This is a genomic window from Streptomyces sp. NBC_00631 (genome assembly GCF_045206895.1).
Taxonomy (GTDB): domain Bacteria; phylum Actinomycetota; class Actinomycetes; order Streptomycetales; family Streptomycetaceae; genus Streptomyces.
The window spans coordinates 10,593,596-10,609,307 of record NZ_CP107734.1 but is presented as its reverse complement, the minus strand read 5'-3'; the positions used below and the strand labels follow the sequence as shown (position 1 = coordinate 10,609,307).

The window sequence follows — 15,712 nt, the reverse complement described above, 5'->3', positions numbered from 1 at the left end:
ACTCCAGCAGCACTGCGGCCTTCTGGCCGTCCGGGAGCCGGCGTTCGCCACGGCACGCAGAGCACCGACCACCTCGGGCCGGAAGTCCCTGCGCAGGTCGAGAAGAGCGGAGAGCAGGCCCTGGGCATCACCGCCTCCTGGCTTCTCCGTCAACGCATCCGCCGCCACCGCCGCCGGCCACGACGGCGGCCGGCGGCAACGTGCCCATGCACCGCAGCCACCGCGCTCTCCAGCGAACAGCCCGCCTCGGCGAGCCGGGCCGCCGTCACCCACAGGGGAACGATCCGGCCGTCCGCGGCCGACGCGGCGAGCGCCGCGTCGCCCAACTCCAGACTGCAGGTGTGCAGCAGCATCGACTTCCCGGTCCCGGGCTTTCCACGGCGCTGAGCAGCTGGCGGACGTACACATCGGCAAGCCGCCGTGGCCGCCGGTCCTGCCGAAAGCGGTACGGCGACTCCGTTGCCGCGTCCCGCTGCCGTGCCAGGGTCTTCCGTACCGTCGCCGCCAGCCAGTGCGCGGAGTCCGGTGCCGCACGCTCCCGGACCATGCGCACCGGCCGTGGTGCCGTCTCCACCATGTGCTCGGCCCGGACGGCAAGGAATTCCTGGTCGTCCAGGCCGGTCGGCTCCGTGCCGGAGCCGTACAGCGTCCCCCGTTGCCTCCAGCGCGGTCTCGGCCCGTTCGCTGCGCAGTGCTCGCAGCGCTTCCGCGAGCCCGATCTCCCTCGTGCCTCCCCCTTGAGATCCCTCGTCCGGTGGTAGGAGCGAACGATCCCGGCATACCCTCCCTTCACGTCATCCGATCCGTTGGCACAGTTGAACGAGTCAAGGTCCGAGGAGTCGGCGTTGGGGCCGCGGGTCCACCCGCCGAATCCCTGGCGAGCCTCAGTGCCGTCTGGTCTCGGACCGGGAACCCAGGTCAGAAGTAGTGCCCCTCTTCCAAATCGGCGATCAGGCCCGGCTGTTCCGGTTTCCAGCCAGCGGCTGGAGCAGGTGCTGGGGGCGCGGCTCTTCGACCGCACCCCGCAGGGCACCCGGCTCACCGAGGCAGGCGAGGTGTTCCTGCCGCGGGCCAGGGCGTTGCTGCAGGCCGCGGCCGTCACCCGGGCCGCCGCCGAGCCCAGCCGGATCACCGTCGGACACATCGACGGGATCTACGTCACCCCGGCCGTGCGCGATCTGCGCCGCCGCTTCCCGGACGCCGACGTGCGGACCCTGCACCTCGCCTGGAACGAGTCGCGCGAGGCCCTGCTGACGGGGCGGGTGGACGCGGTCGTCACCCGTCTGCCGCTGCGCACCGACGGGCCGCGGGTGGCGGTCCGCTACGACGAGCCGCGGGTCCTGGTGGTCCCGCTGGACCACCGGCTGGCCGGCAAGGAGTCGGTCACGCTCGACGACATCGCCGACGAGCCGCTGCCCCGGGGGACGGATCCGCTCTGGAACGCGTTCTGGCGGATCGATCCCCGCCCGGACGGCAGCCCGGCGCCCGACGGTCCGCTGATCGGCGCGGTGGAGGACAAGTTCGAGCACGTCGCCGCCGGGCAGGCCGTGGCGATCGTGCCCCGGGTGCCCGGCGTGACCGTCCGCCCCGACCTGACCGCGGTTCCGCTGCACGGCGTCGAGCCGAGCCACGTGGGCCTGGCCACCCGCGCCGGGGACGACCACCGGCTGTCGGCCGCCTTCCGCAGGTCCGCCGAGGCGCTGCTGACGGGCCCGGAGCCGGTTCAGGGTGTCAACTGAGCCTGGACGGCGGGGCCGTAGCGGTCGGCGATGTCGCCGATGTCGACCGCCGCGCAGTCGCGCAGCCGGGGGCCGCGGGCGATGCCGTACATCACGCCCAGGCCGATGAGCTGGGCGACGGCGAGTTCGGCCCGCAGGCCGGAGTCGGGGCCGGTGAGCCGGGCGGCGAGGGCGTCGACCACATGGGCGCGGAAGTTGGCGCGCAGGACGTCTCCGTGGTCGCCGTGCAGGGGCGCGAAGGCGATCCGCAGCAGCGGGTCGGCGCCGCGGTCGCGCTGGCTCTCCAGGACGTGCCGGACCATGTGGCTGCCGAGGTCGTCCAGGGGGGCGTCCAGCAGGGCGGCGGCGTCGGTGTCGAAGGACATGACGCGGGCGAACAGGCTCTCCTTGTTGCCGAAGTACTTGAGGACCAAGGGCGCGCTGACCCCGGCGCGTTCGGCGACGTCCTTGAGGGTGATGTCGGCGTGCGCGTGCCGGGCGAGGAGGTGGCGGGCGGCCCTGAGGATGGCCGCCTTGGTGGCCTCCGCGTCCCGGCGGGACGGGGCGGGCGCCGGGGCGGAGGGGGTGCCGGGTGGGGTGCTCACGGTGCTCATGCTCCCTCCAGCGCGTCGTCCCTCGCACTCTCGGCACGGCCCTCCGGGCGGGGGGCTCCGCCGGGAACCTTGTCGCCGGGGATGCAGAGGGCGGCGGCACTGGCCGCGAGAGCGACGGCGCCGGCCATCGCGAAGGCCAGCAGGTAGCCGTGGAGCGTGGCGATCGGGGCGCCGCCGACCAGGCTGGTGTGGTGGGTGAGGACGGCGGCCACGGCGGCACTGGAGGTCGCCTGGCCGATGGTGCGCATGAGGACGTTGACGCCGTTGGCGGAGGCGGTCTGGCCCGCCGGGACGGCCCGCAGGATCAGGGTGGGCAGCGCGGAGTAGGCGAGGGTGGTGCCGGTGGCGACGACGGTGGCGCCCAGGATGATCATCCAGAGGTCGCGGCTGTCGGCGATGCGGACCACGTATCCGCAGGCGATCACCGCCGCGCCCAGGGCCAGGGTGACGCGGGGGCCGCGGGAGGCGGAGATCCGGGCGGAGACCGGCGAGAACAGCAGCATGGTCACGCCGCCGGGGAGCAGGCACAGGCCGGTGGCCACGATCGACAGGCCGAGGCCGTATCCGGTGGCCTTCGGCGCCTGCACCAGCTGGGCGGTGACGAGGGAGTTGGCGTAGAAGGCGAACCCGGTCAGCAGCGCGGCGACATGGGAGAGGCCGACCCGGGGCCGGGTCACCAGGTGCAGGTCGACCAGGGGCTGCGCGGTCCGAAGCTGCTGCCACCACCACAGGGCCAGCACGAGGAGGGCGGCGCCGAACAGTCCGAGGACGCGCGGGCTGCCCCAGCCCCACTGGCCGCCCTGGGAGACCCCGAGCAGTAGCGAGGTCAGCCCGACGGCCAGCCCGAGGGCGCCGAGGACGTCGAACCGGCCGGACTCGCGTACCGGCGACTCCCGGACCGCCCACCAGACGGCCGCGACGCCCAGCGCGCCGAGGAAGCTGGTCAGCCAGAACATGGTGTGCCAGTCGTAGTACTGCACGATCAGCGCGGCCAGCGGCAGGCCTAGGGCGGCTCCGATGCCGACGGTGGAGCTCATCAGCGCCACCGCCGATCCCCGGCGCTCGGGCGGGAGTTCATCGCGCAGGATGCTGATCGAGAGCGGTACGACGGAGGCGGCGGCGCCCTGCAGGGCGCGGGCGGCGATGAGCACGGCGATGTCCGACGACAGGGCGCACAGCACGGAGCCCACGGTCATCAGCGCGAGCGCCCCGGTGAGCACCCGGCGCTTGCCGTACATGTCGCCGGCCCGGCCGAGCACCGGGGTCAGGACGGCTCCGGCGAGCAGGGTCGCGGTGACCGTCCAGGAGACGGCGCCGGCCGAGGAGTGGGTGAGCCGGGGCAGGTCCGGCAGGAGCGGGACGACCACCGTCTGCATGACGGCCATGAGGATCCCGCCGAAGGCCAGCACCGGGATGGTCAGCCGCTCCCGCAGCGGTGGCGGTGCGGCGGCCGGACCCGGGTGGCCGGATATCGGGGCGGGCTGGTCCATCGGCACTCCTGCGGCGGCGCGAAGAAAGAGGTGAATACGAATTCACCTTATCGAGTGAATGACCTTTCACCCAAACACTCCGCGGCCGTACGGCACCTACGACCGGGCATGCAGGGCGCGTGCCGCCCGGGGCCCGAGCCACCGCTTGAACCTGCGCAGCGCCTCCAGCCGCCCCGCCGCCTTGTCGAGGCCGTAGTAGAGCTGCGGCGGGACATAGGGCAGCAGGGGCGAGTGCCGCTGGCCGAGCAGGGCGAACATGCGGTGCGGGGGCAGGCCGATGTAGCGGGGCAGGTTCTCGTACCACTGGGCGCTCAGACGCGCGGCGCTCTGGGCGGAGACCAGTTCGGCCCTGCGCCGCCGTTCGTAGCCGGCGAGCGCCTGCGGCAGGGCGGTGTGCTCGCGCAGGGCGTCGGCGAGGCACATCGCGTCCTCCAGGGCGAGGGTGGTGCCGGCGCCGATGGAGTAGTGGGTGGTGTGGGCGGCGTCGCCGAGCAGGACGAGGTTGCCGTGGTGCCAGGTGCGGTTGGTGAGGGTGCGGAAGGCGGGCCAGGCCGCCGCGGAGCCGCCGATCAGCGGACGACCGTCGAGGACGGCGGCGAACAGCTTCTCCAGCAGGGCCAGTTGGTCGGCGTAGCCCATCGCGTCCAGGCCGAGGCCGGCGAGGGTGTCCGGGGCACACTCGATGACGCAGGTGCTGTGCTCGGCGTCGTACGGGTAGCCGTAGCACCAGACCCAGCCGTGCTCGGTCTCGACGAAGGCGAAGGTGAAGGAGTCGAAGACCTGGGTCGTGCCGAGCCACAGGTAGCGGTTGCGGCCCTCGGTGGCCTCGGCACCGAAGTGGTCGGCGTGGTGGGCGCGCAGAGTGCTGTGGATGCCGTCGGCGGCGACCACCAGGTCGGCCTCGGGGAGGTTTTCGGGAGTGATCTCGTCCTCGAACTCCAGCCGCACGCCGAGGGCTCGGGCGCGTTCGGCGAGGATCTCCAGGAGGCGGTGGCGGCCGATGCCGTGGCCCGCGTCGCCGGGCTGCCGGGTCACCTGGTCGCGGACGTGGGCGACGCCCTGGGTCCAGCGCACCGAGCTCTCCTCGATGGCCCGCGCCGACTCGGGGTCGTACGTGTGGAGCCGGTCGAGCAGGGCCCGCCAGTAGGTCACGCCCCAGCCGTAGGTGGAGCCCTCGGCGTTGCGTTCATGGACGGTGATGTCGTGGGACGGGTTCTGCCGCTTGAGCAGGATCGCGAGATACAGGCCGGCGGGCCCGCCTCCGACGCAGACGACCTTCACGCACACACCCCTGGGATTCACCGAACGTGGCCAACTGGCACCGGAGGGTAGCAGCGCGCGGACGCCCGGCCGGGCTTTCGAATCGCGCCAGTCTGTCGCCGTGAGCCACGCCACCCGGACGGCGGACGGCCGCGAAAGATCACCGGGAAGTCGCGCACCCGAGCAAGGAATTCCCCCTTCCGGGCTCGGCAGGACCACCGGCACGACAAGATCATCTTTGTTCAACCTTGTATGACATGTAGTCAATTGTCCTGATCGCAGCCAACCCGATCCGGGCGATTTCTTCCGCTCCGGAACCGGCGGATAGGCATACGGGGGTCATCACCCACACCCGCCACAGGAGCATCCGTATGCCCTACCTCACCCGCCGTCGCGCCCTCACCGCGGCGGCCGCCCTCACCGCCGCAGCCGGTGCCCAGCCCCTCCTCGCACCCGGCGCCTCGGCGGCCGTCCACTCGCACGAGGGATCACTCGAACCCTTCGACGAGATCTACAAGGGCCGCCGGATACAGGGCCGACCGTCCGCCGTGGACGGCATGGACGGCATGCATGCAGCGGGCGGTCACCATCACGGACACGGCGCCGGATACGCGGTGTTCGTGGACGGGGTCGAGCTGCACGTGATGCGGAACGCCGACGGCAGCTGGATCAGCGTGGTCAGTCACTACGACCCGGTCGCCACCCCGCACGCCGCCGCCCGGGCCGCGGTCGACGAGCTGCAGGGCGCCGCGCTGCTGCCCTTCCCCGCCAACTGACCGCCCGTACAAGGAGTTTCCCGCACATGACCGTACGCAAGAACCAGGCCGGTCTGACCGCCGACGAGAAGCGGCGGTTCGTCGCCGCCGTCATCGAGCTGAAGCGCGACGGGCGTTACGACGACTTCGTGCGCACGCACAACGCCTTCATCATGTCCGACACCGACGACTCGGAGCGCACCGGCCACCGTTCGCCGTCGTTCCTGCCCTGGCACCGCAGATTCCTGCTCGACTTCGAGCAGGCCCTGCAGTCGGTGGACTCCTCCGTCGCGCTCCCCTACTGGGACTGGAGCGCCGACCGGACCGTCCGCGCCGCGCTGTGGGCACCGGACTTCCTGGGCGGCACCGGGCGCAGCTCGGACGGACGGGTGACGGAGGGGCCGTTCGCCGCGGCAGGCGGTAACTGGCCGGTCAACGTCCGCGTGGACGGCCGTACTTATCTGCGCAGATCGCTCGGGACGAGCGTGCGCGAGCTGCCGACCCGGGCCGAGGTCGACTCGGTGCTGTCCGTCGCGACGTACGACATGGCGCCCTGGAACAGCGCCTCGGACGGCTTCCGCAACCATCTGGAGGGCTGGCGCGGGGTCAACCTGCACAACAGGGTCCACGTCTGGGTCGGCGGGCAGATGGCCACCGGGGTCTCCCCCAACGACCCGGTGTTCTGGCTGCACCACGCCTTCGTCGACAAGCTGTGGGCCCGGTGGCAGCGCAGGCACCCGGAGGCGGTCTACCTGCCGGGCGGCGGGACACCGGACGTGGTGGACCTGGACGAGACGATGAAGCCGTGGAACGACGTGCGGCCGGCGGATCTGCTCGACCACACGAGGTTCTACACGTTCGACACCCTGGAGGCCTGATCGGGCCTCGGCATCAGGCCTCGGCCGTACGGCACTCCGGGTGGCCCCAGCCCTGCGCGTTCTTGGCGATCTGCTCCCCGGCCGCGTAGGAGCGGCCGCACAGGCAGCGGCCGGGGAACTTCGCCTTGATCGTGCGGGACGAAGAGCCGCCCGCCGCGCTCTTGCGGGGTGCCGCCTTGCGGCGCGGGGCAGCGGCGGAGGCGGCGGACACCGGGGACGGCGGCGGTACCGGGGAGCCGAGGGCGCTGCCCGCGGCCTCCTGGACCGTGGCCGCCTGGCTGGCCGCGCGGTCGGCGAAGTCGTTCAGCGGGTCGCCGTCGACCTGGTGGGCGGGGACGTACCGGAAGTCGACCGTGCGGCCGTCGAGGAGTTCGTCGATGCGGACGACCAGGTCCTGGTTGGCGACCGGCTTGCCCGCGGAGGTCTTCCAGCCGTTGCGCTTCCAGCCGGGCAGCCAGGTGGTGACGGCTTTCATCGCGTACTGCGAGTCCATCCGCACCTCAAGCTGGACGTCGGGGTCGACCGCCGACAGCAGCCGCTCCAGGGCCGTCAGTTCGGCCACGTTGTTGGTGGCCCTGCCGAGCGGCCCGGCCTCCCAGCGGGCCGGCGTCGCCGCGTCGTCGGACACCACCCAGGCCCAGCCGGCCGGTCCCGGGTTTCCCTTAGAAGCCCCGTCGCACGCGGCCACCACTCGTTCACGCATGGGCCCGATCATGCCACGGCCGGGCGGGGTGCCCGGCCGGCGCCCGGGATCCGCCCTGGTCAGAGCTCCGTGCCGGCGGGCATCTCGCCTTCGGTGGTCGTGACGTCGATCACCGAGAAGTTCGCGCCCTGCGGATCGGTGAGCGCCGCCATCCGTCCGAAGGGGCTGGTCATCGGCCCGAACCGGAGCGCCGCGCCGAGCTTCGTCGCCTTGACGACGGCCTCGTCGCAATCAGCGACGGTGAAGTACACGTTCACGTAGGACGGCACCTCGGGCGGGAAGTCGTCGGTCATCCGCATCCGGCCGAGGACGGGCTGCTCACGCAGGCTGAACGTGCGGAAGTCGACGTTGCCGTCCTCGATCTGCCTGACCGTGTACGGGAAGACGGACGCGAGGAAGGGGTCGGTCCTCTCGGGCTCGCGGGTGAAGACCTCCGCCCAGCAGTAGGCGCCGGGCACGGCCGTGGCCTCGAAGCCCTCGTGGACCCCGCCCTGCCAGATCCCGAACACCGCGCCGCCGGGCTCGCGGGCCAGGCACATCGTGCCGAACTCGCCGACCCGCATCGGGTCCATCAGCACCTCGCCGCCGTTCGCCCGGATCCGCTCGGCGGCGGCCGCGGCGTCCGGGGAGGCGAGGTAGAGGCACCACTGCGACTGCCCCTCCTGGCCGGGCATGGGGGGTACGACGGCGGCCACGGCCTTGCCGTTCGCGTAGGCCTGGGTGTAGTTGCCGTACTCCGAGGACGACGCGCCGAAGGTCCAGCCGAGGACCTCGCCGTAGAAGCTCTTGGCCCCCTCCAGGTCGCTGAACATCGCGTCGGCCCAACAGGGGGTTCCTTCAGGTTGTACCGCCATGGCCGCGGCCCTTCCGATCGAGCGGGTACTCCCGGTTCCTCACGCTAGCCACCGGGCGGTGGCCCCGCGCGCCGAACGCCGGACTCCGGCGGAGACTGGGAAGGGGGCCGGCGGCCTTCGGCGGACGGGGCGCGGTATGACGGACGTGATGCGGGCGTGGTCGGTGGAGCGGCCCGGACCGGTCGAGGCGGATCCGCTGCGGCTGGTCGAGCGGCCGGTGCCGGTGCCCGGCGCGGACGGACTGCTGGTCCGGGTGCGGGCCTGCGGGGTGTGCCGCACCGATCTGCATGTCACCGAGGGTGATCTGCCGGTGCGGCGGCCCGGGGTGACTCCGGGGCACGAGGTGGTCGGCGTGGTCGCGGGGCTGGGCGCCGGGGTGGCGGACTTCACGGTCGGCGACCGGGTCGGGGTCGCCTGGCTGCGGCATACGGACGGGGAGTGCGCGTACTGTCTGCGGGGCGCCGAGAACCTGTGCCCGCGTTCGGAGTACACCGGCTGGGACGCCGACGGCGGTTACGCGCAGTACACGACGGTGCCGGCCGCTTTCGCCTACCGGCTGCCCGGTGCCCTCGCCGACGTCGCACTCGCGCCGCTGCTGTGCGCAGGGATCATCGGCTACCGCGCGCTGCGCCGGGCGTCGCTGCCGCCGGGCGGGCGGCTCGGCCTGTACGGCTTCGGGGGCAGCGCCCATCTGTGCGCGCAGGTGGCGCTCGCCCGGGGCGCGCGGGTGCACGTGCTCACCCGGGGTGCCGAGGCGCGGCGGCTGGCCGTGGAGCTGGGCGCGGCCTCGGCTCGGGACGCCTACGAGCCGCCGCCGGAGCCGCTGGACAGCGCGATCCTCTTCGCGCCGGTCGGCGACCTGGTGCCGGTCGCGCTGCGCGCCCTGGACCGGGGCGGGGTGCTGGCGGTCGCCGGCATCCACCTCAGCGACGTGCCGTCGCTCAAGTACGAGCGCGAACTGTTCTACGAGCGGGAGTTGCGCAGCGTCACCTCCAACACCCGTGCCGACGGGCGGGAGTTCCTCGCCCTCGCCGAGCGGCACGGCGTACACGCGACCACTCACACCTACCCGCTGTCCGAGGCCCCGCGGGCGCTGCGGGACCTGAAGGCCGGGCGCTTCGACGGGGCCGCGGTGCTGGTGAACGACCTTTCCTGACCTCAACCCCCGCGTGGCCCGGGCACCAGAGCGGGCGACCGGCGCGCGTTCCGGAAACGCAACCCTTTCCACCCCGAACTCCAGGTTTGCGCACCTAAGGCACGCAACCGCCCCTTTCACGCCGTACCCGTAGATCACCAAGGCTGTTTGGCTTGTCCTTGCGCACCACCACCTCGCACACCACCGACCTTCCGGGTCACCGTTGTTCACCTCTTGACTGGAGGGAATGTGTCCACACCGGACAGCGTCATCGGTTCCGCCGTCGACGAGCCCGAGCCGGATCCGGCCACCGACGGGCAGCTCACGAGCCTGAGCACCCGGGCGGCACGCCAGCTCGCCACGACCACCAAGTCCGAACCGCAGATGCAGGCCATCACCTCCCGATGGCTGCTGAAGACGCTGCCCTGGTTGGACGTCAAGGGCGGCACCTACCGGGTCAACCGGCGCCTCCAACTGCGCACCGGGCGAGGCCGGGTGAGCTTCGAGCAGAACGGCGGGGACGACATCCGGGTCATCCCGCAGACCCTCACCGAACTGCCGATCCTGCGAGGCTACGACGACCTGGACGCGCTCACCCAGATCGCCGGCCGGTTCCAGCCCCGCGAGGTCCGCGCCGGGCAGGTGCTGTTCGAGGCGGGGCAGCCGGTCACCGAGACCTACCTGGTGGTGCACGGCCGGTTCACTCGGTACGCGGCCGGCAAGTACGGCGAGGAGGAGGTCGTCGGAGTCGTCACCGACGGCGACCAGATGGGCGACGAGGCGGTCGGCCAGACCGATCCGCTCTGGCTCACCTCGGTCCGGGCCGAGACGGCGGGCGTGGTCCTGGCGCTGCCCTGGGCGGTCGCCGAGGAGATCATGGACCGGGTGCCGTCGCTCGGCGCCCATCTGCAGGCCTATGTCGACCGGCAGCGGCTGCCGATGAACCGCAAGGGTGAGGCCGAGGTGCCGGTGCAGGCCGGCCACACCGGCGAGCCGACCCTCCAGGGCGGCTTCGTGGACTACGAACTCGCCCCGCGCGAGTACGAGTTGTCGCTCACCCAGACCGTGCTGCGGGTGCACTCCCGGGTCGCCGACCTCTACAACCACCCGATGGACCAGACCCAGCAGCAGCTGCGCCTCACGGTCGAGGAGATCCGCGAGCGCCAGGAATGGGAGATGGTCAACAACCGGGAGTTCGGGCTCCTTCACAACATCGACTACGGTCAGCGGATCAGCTCCTTCACCGGTCCGCCGACCCCGGACGACATGGACGAGCTGATCTCCATGCGCCGCAAGACCAAGGTGATCCTGGCGCACCCCAAGGCGATCGCGGCCTTCTTCCGGCAGTGCAACCGGCGCGGCCTCGTGCCCCCTTCCACCAACGTCGACGGGCACGAGATCCCGGCCTGGCGCGGGGTCCCGATCTATCCGTGCAGCAAGATCCCGATCAGCGACGACCACACCAGCAGCATCATCGCGCTGCGCACCGGCGAGGCCGACCAGGGGGTCATCGGCCTCCACCAGACCGGTATCCCCGAGGAGTTCCAGCCCGGCCTGAACGTCCGCTTCATGGGCGTCAACGAGCAGGCCGTCATCAACTACCTGGTCACCGCCTACTACTCGCTCGCCATCCTGGTCCCCGACGCGGCCGGGATCCTGGAGAACGTCCAGCTCGGCCGCACCGCCGACTGACGGCCTGGAGCACATCCATGAGCACAACCACCACCTCCTATGCCCTGCCGGGGCCGCCGAACATCGCGGAGCGGCTGCGCCCGGCCCGCCGCACCGGGGCGGTCCCGGGACTGCGCTACCGGCCGGCCGTGGCCGCCGATCCGGAGAAGGCCGCCGAACTCGACCGCCGGCTGGAGGCCTGGGCCCGCGAGCTGGACCTGTTCCCCGCGGCCTGGAAGGGGGACTTCTCCGGCTTCCAGTTCGGCCGGGCCGTCGTCCTCCAGCATCCGGGCGGCCTCGACCTGGACCGGCTCACCGCCGCCGGCAAGCTGCTGCTCGCCGAGAACATCGTGGACTCCTGCTACTGCGAGGAGGACGAGGGGCGGGGCGGATCCCGGCGCGGCCTCGGCGGCCCGCTGATCATCGCCCAGTCGGCGCTCGACCCCTACCACGGCATCCCGGAGCTGGAGGAGGAGTGGCGCGAGGGCATCCGGGCCGACGGTCCGCTGCGGTCCTACCACTTCGCCCTCACGGACTTCGCGGCCTTCGCCACACCTAGCCAGACCGACCGGTTCGTGCACGACATCGCCCGGCTGCACCTCGGGTACCTGGGCGAGGCCGCGTGGATGGAGACCGGGTACGTGCCGCGGGTCTGGGAGTACCTGGTGATGCGGCAGTTCAACAACTTCCGGCCCTGTCTGTCGATCGTCGACGCGGTGGACGGCTACGAACTGCCCGAACAGCTCTACGCCCGCCCGGAGATCCAGCGGATCACGGCCCTGGCCTGCAACGCCACCACGATCGTCAACGACCTGTACTCCTTCACCAAGGAGCTGGCGAGCGACCCGGACCACCTGAACCTGCCCCAGGTGGTGGCCGCCAACGACCGGCGTGGGCTGAAGGCGGCCTATCTGAAGTCCGTGGACATCCACAACCGGATCATGGACGCGTTCGAGGAGGAGTCGGCCGCTCTGGCCGCCGGCTCGCCGCTGATCGCGCGCTACGCCGAGGGGCTGGCCGCCTGGGTCTCCGGCAACCACGAGTGGCACGCCACCAACACCAACCGCTACCACCTGCCCGACTACTGGTAGCCACCGAGCCAGTCCGAAGCACCGTCAGAGACACGTCGAGGAGAACCTGTTGACCACCGCCCCTGTCGCTCGGAAGACCACCACGTCAGCCCCGGTGCCGACCCAGTCCAGGTACCAGAACAGCGTCGCGGAGTACTGGAACGCCGAGGAGAACCCGGTCAACCTCGAACTCGGAAAGATCGACGACCTGTACCACCACCACTACGGCATCGGTGAGGCCGACTGGTCGGTGCTCGACGAGACCGACCCGGCGCTGCGCAAGGAGCGCGTCACCGGTGAGCTGCACCGCCTGGAGCACGCCCAGGCCGAGCTGCTCGCCTCCCACCTCGGCGCCCTCACGCCGGCCGACCGGGTCTTCGACGCGGGCTGCGGCCGCGGCGGCGGCAGCATCGTGGCGAACCTGCGCTACGGCTGCCGCTCCGACGGCGTGACCATCTCCGCCAAGCAGGCCGACTTCGCCAACGAGATGGCCCGCAAACGGGAGGTCGGCGACAAGGTCCGCTACCACCACCGGAACATGCTGGACACCGGCTTCGAAACAGGTGCCTACGCGGCCTCGTGGAACAACGAGTCCACGATGTACGTCGAGCTGGAACTGCTGTTCGCCGAGCACGCCCGGCTGCTGCGCCGCGGCGGCCGCTATGTGACCATCACCGGCTGCTACAACAACGCCTACGGGCAGGCGTCCCGCGAGGTGTCGCTGATCAACGCGCACTACATCTGCGACATCCACCCGAGGTCGGAGTACTTCCGGGCGATGGCCGCCAACCGGCTGGTGCCGGTGCACGTGGAGGACCTCACCGAGGCGACGATCCCGTACTGGGAACTGCGCAAGCAGGCCGACCACCTGGTGACGGGGATCGAGGACGCGTTCCTCACCGCGTACAAGAACGGCAGCTTCCAGTACCTGCTGATCGTGGCCGACCGGGTCTGATCCGGCAGAGCGCGGGCGAGGGGCGGTGCCCGGTTCCGGGGGCACCGCCCCTCGTCGGCGCCCGGGTCACTCGCCGGCGTAGGCCTTCCTGAGCGCGGCGATGTCCAGCTTGCCCATGGAGTACATGGCCTGCGTGGTGCGTGCGGCCTTCTCCGCGTCGGCGTCGCCGATCATCTCGATCAGCCCCTCCGGGATGACCTGCCAGGACACGCCGTACCGGTCCTTGAGCCAGCCGCAGGGGCCGGGCTCGCCGCCGTTCTCGGTGAGCCTGCTCCAGTAGTGGTCGACCTCCTCCTGGCCGGCGCAGTAGATCTGGAAGGAGACCGCCTCGCTGAACCTGTACTGCGGGCCGCCGTTGAGGGCGACGAACTTCTGCCCGTTGGCCGTGAATTCGACGGCCAGCACGGAGCCCGCCTCCCCCGGCCCGGCCTCGTTGTACCGGCCGACCCGCCCGATGCTGGAGTTCTTGAAGATCGACACGTAGTAGTGGGCGGCCTCCTCGGCCTGTCCGTCGAACCAGAGACACGTGGTGAATCCATCGGTGGCCATGGCACCTCCTGGGAGCGGGAACGCTGTCATCTGTACCGACCGGCGGTCACCGGGAAACTCATCGGTCGCCCGTCGGACGTCCGCGGCACCGCCAGGCGGCCAGGGCTTCGAAAAACGCTGGCCCCGGGGGCGCGCACTCGGCATTCTGCCTGCGTGGACGCATCGGAATTCAGGGTGAGCGACCCGCGGCTGCGGGACATCTTCGATCAGGACGCCGAACGGTACGAACGGGCTCGGCCCCGCTACCCCGCCTCGCTGATCGAGGATCTGGTCCGGGTCACGGGGGCCGGGCCGGGTGTCCGGGTCCTGGAGATCGCCCCGGGCACCGGCAAGCTCACCGTGGATCTGGCGGGGTCCGGCTGTTCGATCACCGCCGTGGAGATCGGTCCGAGCATGGCCGCCGTGGCCCGCCGGCACCTTGCGGCCTTCCCGGAGGTGGAGGTGGTGGTCGCGGCCTTCGAAGAGTGGGGGCTGCCGCCGGAGCCGTTCGACGCGGTGGTGTGCGCGACCGCCTTCCACTGGCTCGACCCGGACGTCCGGATGCCGAAGGCCGCCCGGGCGCTGCGCCCGGGCGGGCTGTTCGGTGTCGTCGCCACCCATCATGTGGCGGGCGGCACCGAGGACTTCTTCGCCGAGGTCCAGGAGTGCTACGAGCGCTGGGATCCGGCCACCCCGCCAGGGCTGCGGCAGACCCGCGAGTCGGACCTCGCGACCGACCTGACCGAGTTCACCGGCTCCCCCCACTTCACCGGCGTCGCCGTACGCGGCCACGCCCAGGAGATCACGTACACCACCGATCAGTACCTGGACGTGCTGCTCACCTACTCGAACCACCGCGCGCTCCCGGAAACCGCCCGGAACGGGCTGCTCGCGGGCATCCGGGAACTGATCGACTCCCGGTACGACGGTGTCGTCACCAAGCGGTACTGGCACGAGCTGATCACGGCCGTGCGCGTCGAGGCGTAGCGGTCCCGGCCACGGACCGTGACCGGCTCTTTTCCGCCACTGCGGGAAACGGGACGCATGCGTCGCGTCACTCCGGGTACCCGGGCTTCAGAGGCACGCATGAGACGTCCGGTTCCGGGTACCCGAGGGCAGGGCGTCACCTGGACAGGGCCGGGCGATCCCGGCCGAAGAGGCAGCGCCGAACGTGAGTGACCTGGGAGAGGACATGAACACCGCCGGGATCCGGTCGGAAGCAGTGAACACCGCTCACCCCGCCGAAGCGTGGACGCCGGAGGGGGCACTGCCAGGAATCGAGGACCCGAGGACCGTCGCCCCGCGCGACGCACGCGAGCTGTCCCGTCAGTTCTTCCAGCGCCTCAGCGAGCTGGAGGAAGGCACAGCCGAGTACCAGTACGCCCGCAACACGCTCATCGAGATGAACATGTCGCTGGTGCGGTTCGCGGCCGGACGGTTCCGCAACCGGGGCGACGACATGGAGGACATCGTCCAGACCGGGATGATCGGCCTGATCAAGGCCATCGACCGGTTCGAGCTGGCACGCGAGGTCGAGTTCACCTCCTTCGCGCTGCCGTACATCGTGGGCGAGATCAAGCGCTTCTTCCGTGACACCACCTGGGCGGTGCACGTACCGCGCCGGCTCCAGGAGCTGCGCGTGGAGCTGGCGAAGGCGCGCGAGGAGCTCTCCAGCCGCCTGGACCGGGAACCGACGGTCGCCGAGCTCGCCACGCTCATGAACCTCTCCGAGGACGAGGTGGTCGAGGGCCAGCTGGCCTCCAACGGCTACAACTCCTCCTCCCTCGACGCCGCGCTGACCGGGGACGGCCCGGAGGACGGCGAGGCGGTGCTGGCCGACTTCATCGGGGTCGAGGAGGAGGGGCTGCGGCTCGTGGAGGACTTCCAGTCGCTGGCCCCGCTCATGGCCGAGCTGAGCGAACGCGACCGGGAGATCATCCATCTCCGGTTCGTGGAGGAGGCCACCCAGGCGGAGATCGGCGAGCGGCTGGGCTGCTCCCAGATGCATGTCTCCCGCCTGATCAAGCGGATCATCACACGGCTGCGTCAGGGGATGCTGGGCGAACTCGGCTGCGCCTGAC

At 71.4% G+C, this 15,712-nt stretch carries 15 protein-coding genes and 1 pseudogene; 9 read left to right on the top strand and 7 right to left on the bottom strand.

Going from position 1 to position 15,712, the window contains the following annotated elements; translation table 11 throughout:
• Positions 1-149: 149 nt before the first annotated feature.
• Positions 150-353 carry a hypothetical protein gene (locus tag OHB00_RS47920; protein WP_406444926.1) on the bottom strand — a complete coding sequence of 68 codons (204 nt, stop codon included), beginning with the start codon at positions 351-353 and terminating at the stop codon, positions 150-152.
• Positions 354-977: 624 nt separating this feature from the next.
• On the opposite strand from OHB00_RS47920, the pseudogene OHB00_RS47915 reads away from it, so the two are divergent.
• Positions 978-1,739, top strand: a pseudogene (locus OHB00_RS47915) (LysR family transcriptional regulator); the annotation flags it as partial.
• Here the strand turns inward: OHB00_RS47915 and OHB00_RS47910 are convergent.
• The 3 genes from OHB00_RS47910 to OHB00_RS47900 all read right to left on the bottom strand — a co-directional run bounded on the left by OHB00_RS47910 (position 1,724) and on the right by OHB00_RS47900 (position 5,109).
• Positions 1,724-2,332 carry a TetR family transcriptional regulator gene (locus OHB00_RS47910; protein ID WP_406444924.1) on the bottom strand — a complete coding sequence of 203 codons (609 nt, stop codon included), beginning with the start codon at positions 2,330-2,332 and terminating at the stop codon, positions 1,724-1,726. The pseudogene OHB00_RS47915 and the gene OHB00_RS47910 sit on opposite strands and share 16 nt — an antisense overlap.
• Positions 2,329-3,822 carry an MFS transporter gene (locus OHB00_RS47905; RefSeq protein ID WP_406444922.1) on the bottom strand — a complete coding sequence of 498 codons (1,494 nt, stop codon included), beginning with the start codon at positions 3,820-3,822 and terminating at the stop codon, positions 2,329-2,331. The genes OHB00_RS47910 and OHB00_RS47905 overlap by 4 nt, the downstream gene beginning before the upstream one ends.
• 96 nt (positions 3,823-3,918) lie before the next feature.
• Entirely contained in the window at positions 3,919-5,109 is a 1,191-nt protein-coding gene (locus tag OHB00_RS47900; RefSeq protein ID WP_406446315.1) for an FAD-dependent monooxygenase, read from the bottom strand.
• A 344-nt stretch (positions 5,110-5,453) separates the two neighbouring features.
• Here OHB00_RS47900 and OHB00_RS47895 point away from each other — a divergent pair, with 344 nt between their 5' ends.
• Both OHB00_RS47895 and OHB00_RS47890 read left to right on the top strand, forming a co-directional pair.
• Positions 5,454-5,858, top strand: coding sequence for a tyrosinase cofactor (locus OHB00_RS47895; protein ID WP_406444920.1), 405 nt, complete (start codon positions 5,454-5,456; stop codon positions 5,856-5,858).
• 26 nt (positions 5,859-5,884) lie between these two features.
• On the top strand, positions 5,885-6,715 hold the full coding sequence (locus OHB00_RS47890) for a tyrosinase family protein (protein WP_406444918.1): 831 nt from the start codon (positions 5,885-5,887) through the stop codon (positions 6,713-6,715).
• A 13-nt stretch (positions 6,716-6,728) separates the two neighbouring features.
• Here the strand turns inward: OHB00_RS47890 and OHB00_RS47885 are convergent, their stop codons facing one another.
• Together OHB00_RS47885 and OHB00_RS47880 are read right to left on the bottom strand one after the other, a co-directional pair.
• Positions 6,729-7,430, bottom strand: coding sequence for a ribonuclease H (locus tag OHB00_RS47885; protein ID WP_406444916.1), 702 nt, complete (start codon positions 7,428-7,430; stop codon positions 6,729-6,731).
• A gap of 47 nt (positions 7,431-7,477) precedes the next feature.
• On the bottom strand, positions 7,478-8,272 hold the full coding sequence (locus OHB00_RS47880) for a VOC family protein (protein WP_406444914.1): 795 nt from the start codon (positions 8,270-8,272) through the stop codon (positions 7,478-7,480).
• Positions 8,273-8,420: 148 nt separating this feature from the next.
• Here OHB00_RS47880 and OHB00_RS47875 point away from each other — a divergent pair, with 148 nt between their 5' ends.
• From OHB00_RS47875 to OHB00_RS47860, 4 genes are all read left to right on the top strand, one after another.
• Entirely contained in the window at positions 8,421-9,428 is a 1,008-nt protein-coding gene (locus tag OHB00_RS47875; RefSeq protein ID WP_406446313.1) for a zinc-binding alcohol dehydrogenase family protein, read from the top strand.
• A gap of 228 nt (positions 9,429-9,656) precedes the next feature.
• Positions 9,657-11,099, top strand: coding sequence for a family 2B encapsulin nanocompartment shell protein (locus tag OHB00_RS47870; protein WP_406444912.1), 1,443 nt, complete (start codon positions 9,657-9,659; stop codon positions 11,097-11,099).
• Positions 11,100-11,116: 17 nt separating this feature from the next.
• Entirely contained in the window at positions 11,117-12,169 is a 1,053-nt protein-coding gene (locus tag OHB00_RS47865) for a family 2 encapsulin nanocompartment cargo protein terpene cyclase (RefSeq protein WP_406444910.1), read from the top strand.
• A 49-nt stretch (positions 12,170-12,218) separates the two neighbouring features.
• Positions 12,219-13,103, top strand: coding sequence for a geranyl diphosphate 2-C-methyltransferase (locus tag OHB00_RS47860; RefSeq protein ID WP_406444908.1), 885 nt, complete (start codon positions 12,219-12,221; stop codon positions 13,101-13,103).
• Between the two features lie 66 nt (positions 13,104-13,169).
• Here the strand turns inward: OHB00_RS47860 and OHB00_RS47855 are convergent, their stop codons facing one another.
• Positions 13,170-13,652, bottom strand: coding sequence for a VOC family protein (locus OHB00_RS47855; RefSeq protein ID WP_406444906.1), 483 nt, complete (start codon positions 13,650-13,652; stop codon positions 13,170-13,172).
• A 153-nt stretch (positions 13,653-13,805) separates the two neighbouring features.
• Between OHB00_RS47855 and OHB00_RS47850 the strand changes: the two genes are divergently transcribed.
• Together OHB00_RS47850 and OHB00_RS47845 are read left to right on the top strand one after the other, a co-directional pair.
• Entirely contained in the window at positions 13,806-14,618 is an 813-nt protein-coding gene (locus OHB00_RS47850) for a class I SAM-dependent methyltransferase (RefSeq protein WP_406444905.1), read from the top strand.
• A gap of 205 nt (positions 14,619-14,823) precedes the next feature.
• Positions 14,824-15,711, top strand: a complete 888-nt coding sequence (locus tag OHB00_RS47845; RefSeq protein ID WP_406446310.1) for an RNA polymerase sigma factor SigF — start codon at positions 14,824-14,826, stop codon at positions 15,709-15,711.
• The last annotated feature ends 1 nt before the right edge of the window (position 15,712 follow it).

What these genes read in the sequence shown, in the direction of transcription:
- OHB00_RS47920 (WP_406444926.1), bottom strand. Translation starts at nt 353, where the DNA reads ATGCTGCTGCACACCTGCAGTCTGGAGTTGGGCGACGCGGCGCTCGCC.
- OHB00_RS47910 (WP_406444924.1), bottom strand. Translation starts at nt 2,332, where the DNA reads ATGAGCACCGTGAGCACCCCACCCGGCACCCCCTCCGCCCCGGCGCCC.
- OHB00_RS47905 (WP_406444922.1), bottom strand. Translation starts at nt 3,822, where the DNA reads ATGGACCAGCCCGCCCCGATATCCGGCCACCCGGGTCCGGCCGCCGCA.
- OHB00_RS47895 (WP_406444920.1), top strand. Translation starts at nt 5,454, where the DNA reads ATGCCCTACCTCACCCGCCGTCGCGCCCTCACCGCGGCGGCCGCCCTC.
- OHB00_RS47890 (WP_406444918.1), top strand. Translation starts at nt 5,885, where the DNA reads ATGACCGTACGCAAGAACCAGGCCGGTCTGACCGCCGACGAGAAGCGG.
- OHB00_RS47885 (WP_406444916.1), bottom strand. Translation starts at nt 7,430, where the DNA reads ATGATCGGGCCCATGCGTGAACGAGTGGTGGCCGCGTGCGACGGGGCT.
- OHB00_RS47880 (WP_406444914.1), bottom strand. Translation starts at nt 8,272, where the DNA reads ATGGCGGTACAACCTGAAGGAACCCCCTGTTGGGCCGACGCGATGTTC.
- OHB00_RS47875 (WP_406446313.1), top strand. Translation starts at nt 8,421, where the DNA reads ATGCGGGCGTGGTCGGTGGAGCGGCCCGGACCGGTCGAGGCGGATCCG.
- OHB00_RS47865 (WP_406444910.1), top strand. Translation starts at nt 11,117, where the DNA reads ATGAGCACAACCACCACCTCCTATGCCCTGCCGGGGCCGCCGAACATC.
- OHB00_RS47855 (WP_406444906.1), bottom strand. Translation starts at nt 13,652, where the DNA reads ATGGCCACCGATGGATTCACCACGTGTCTCTGGTTCGACGGACAGGCC.
- OHB00_RS47845 (WP_406446310.1), top strand. Translation starts at nt 14,824, where the DNA reads ATGAACACCGCCGGGATCCGGTCGGAAGCAGTGAACACCGCTCACCCC.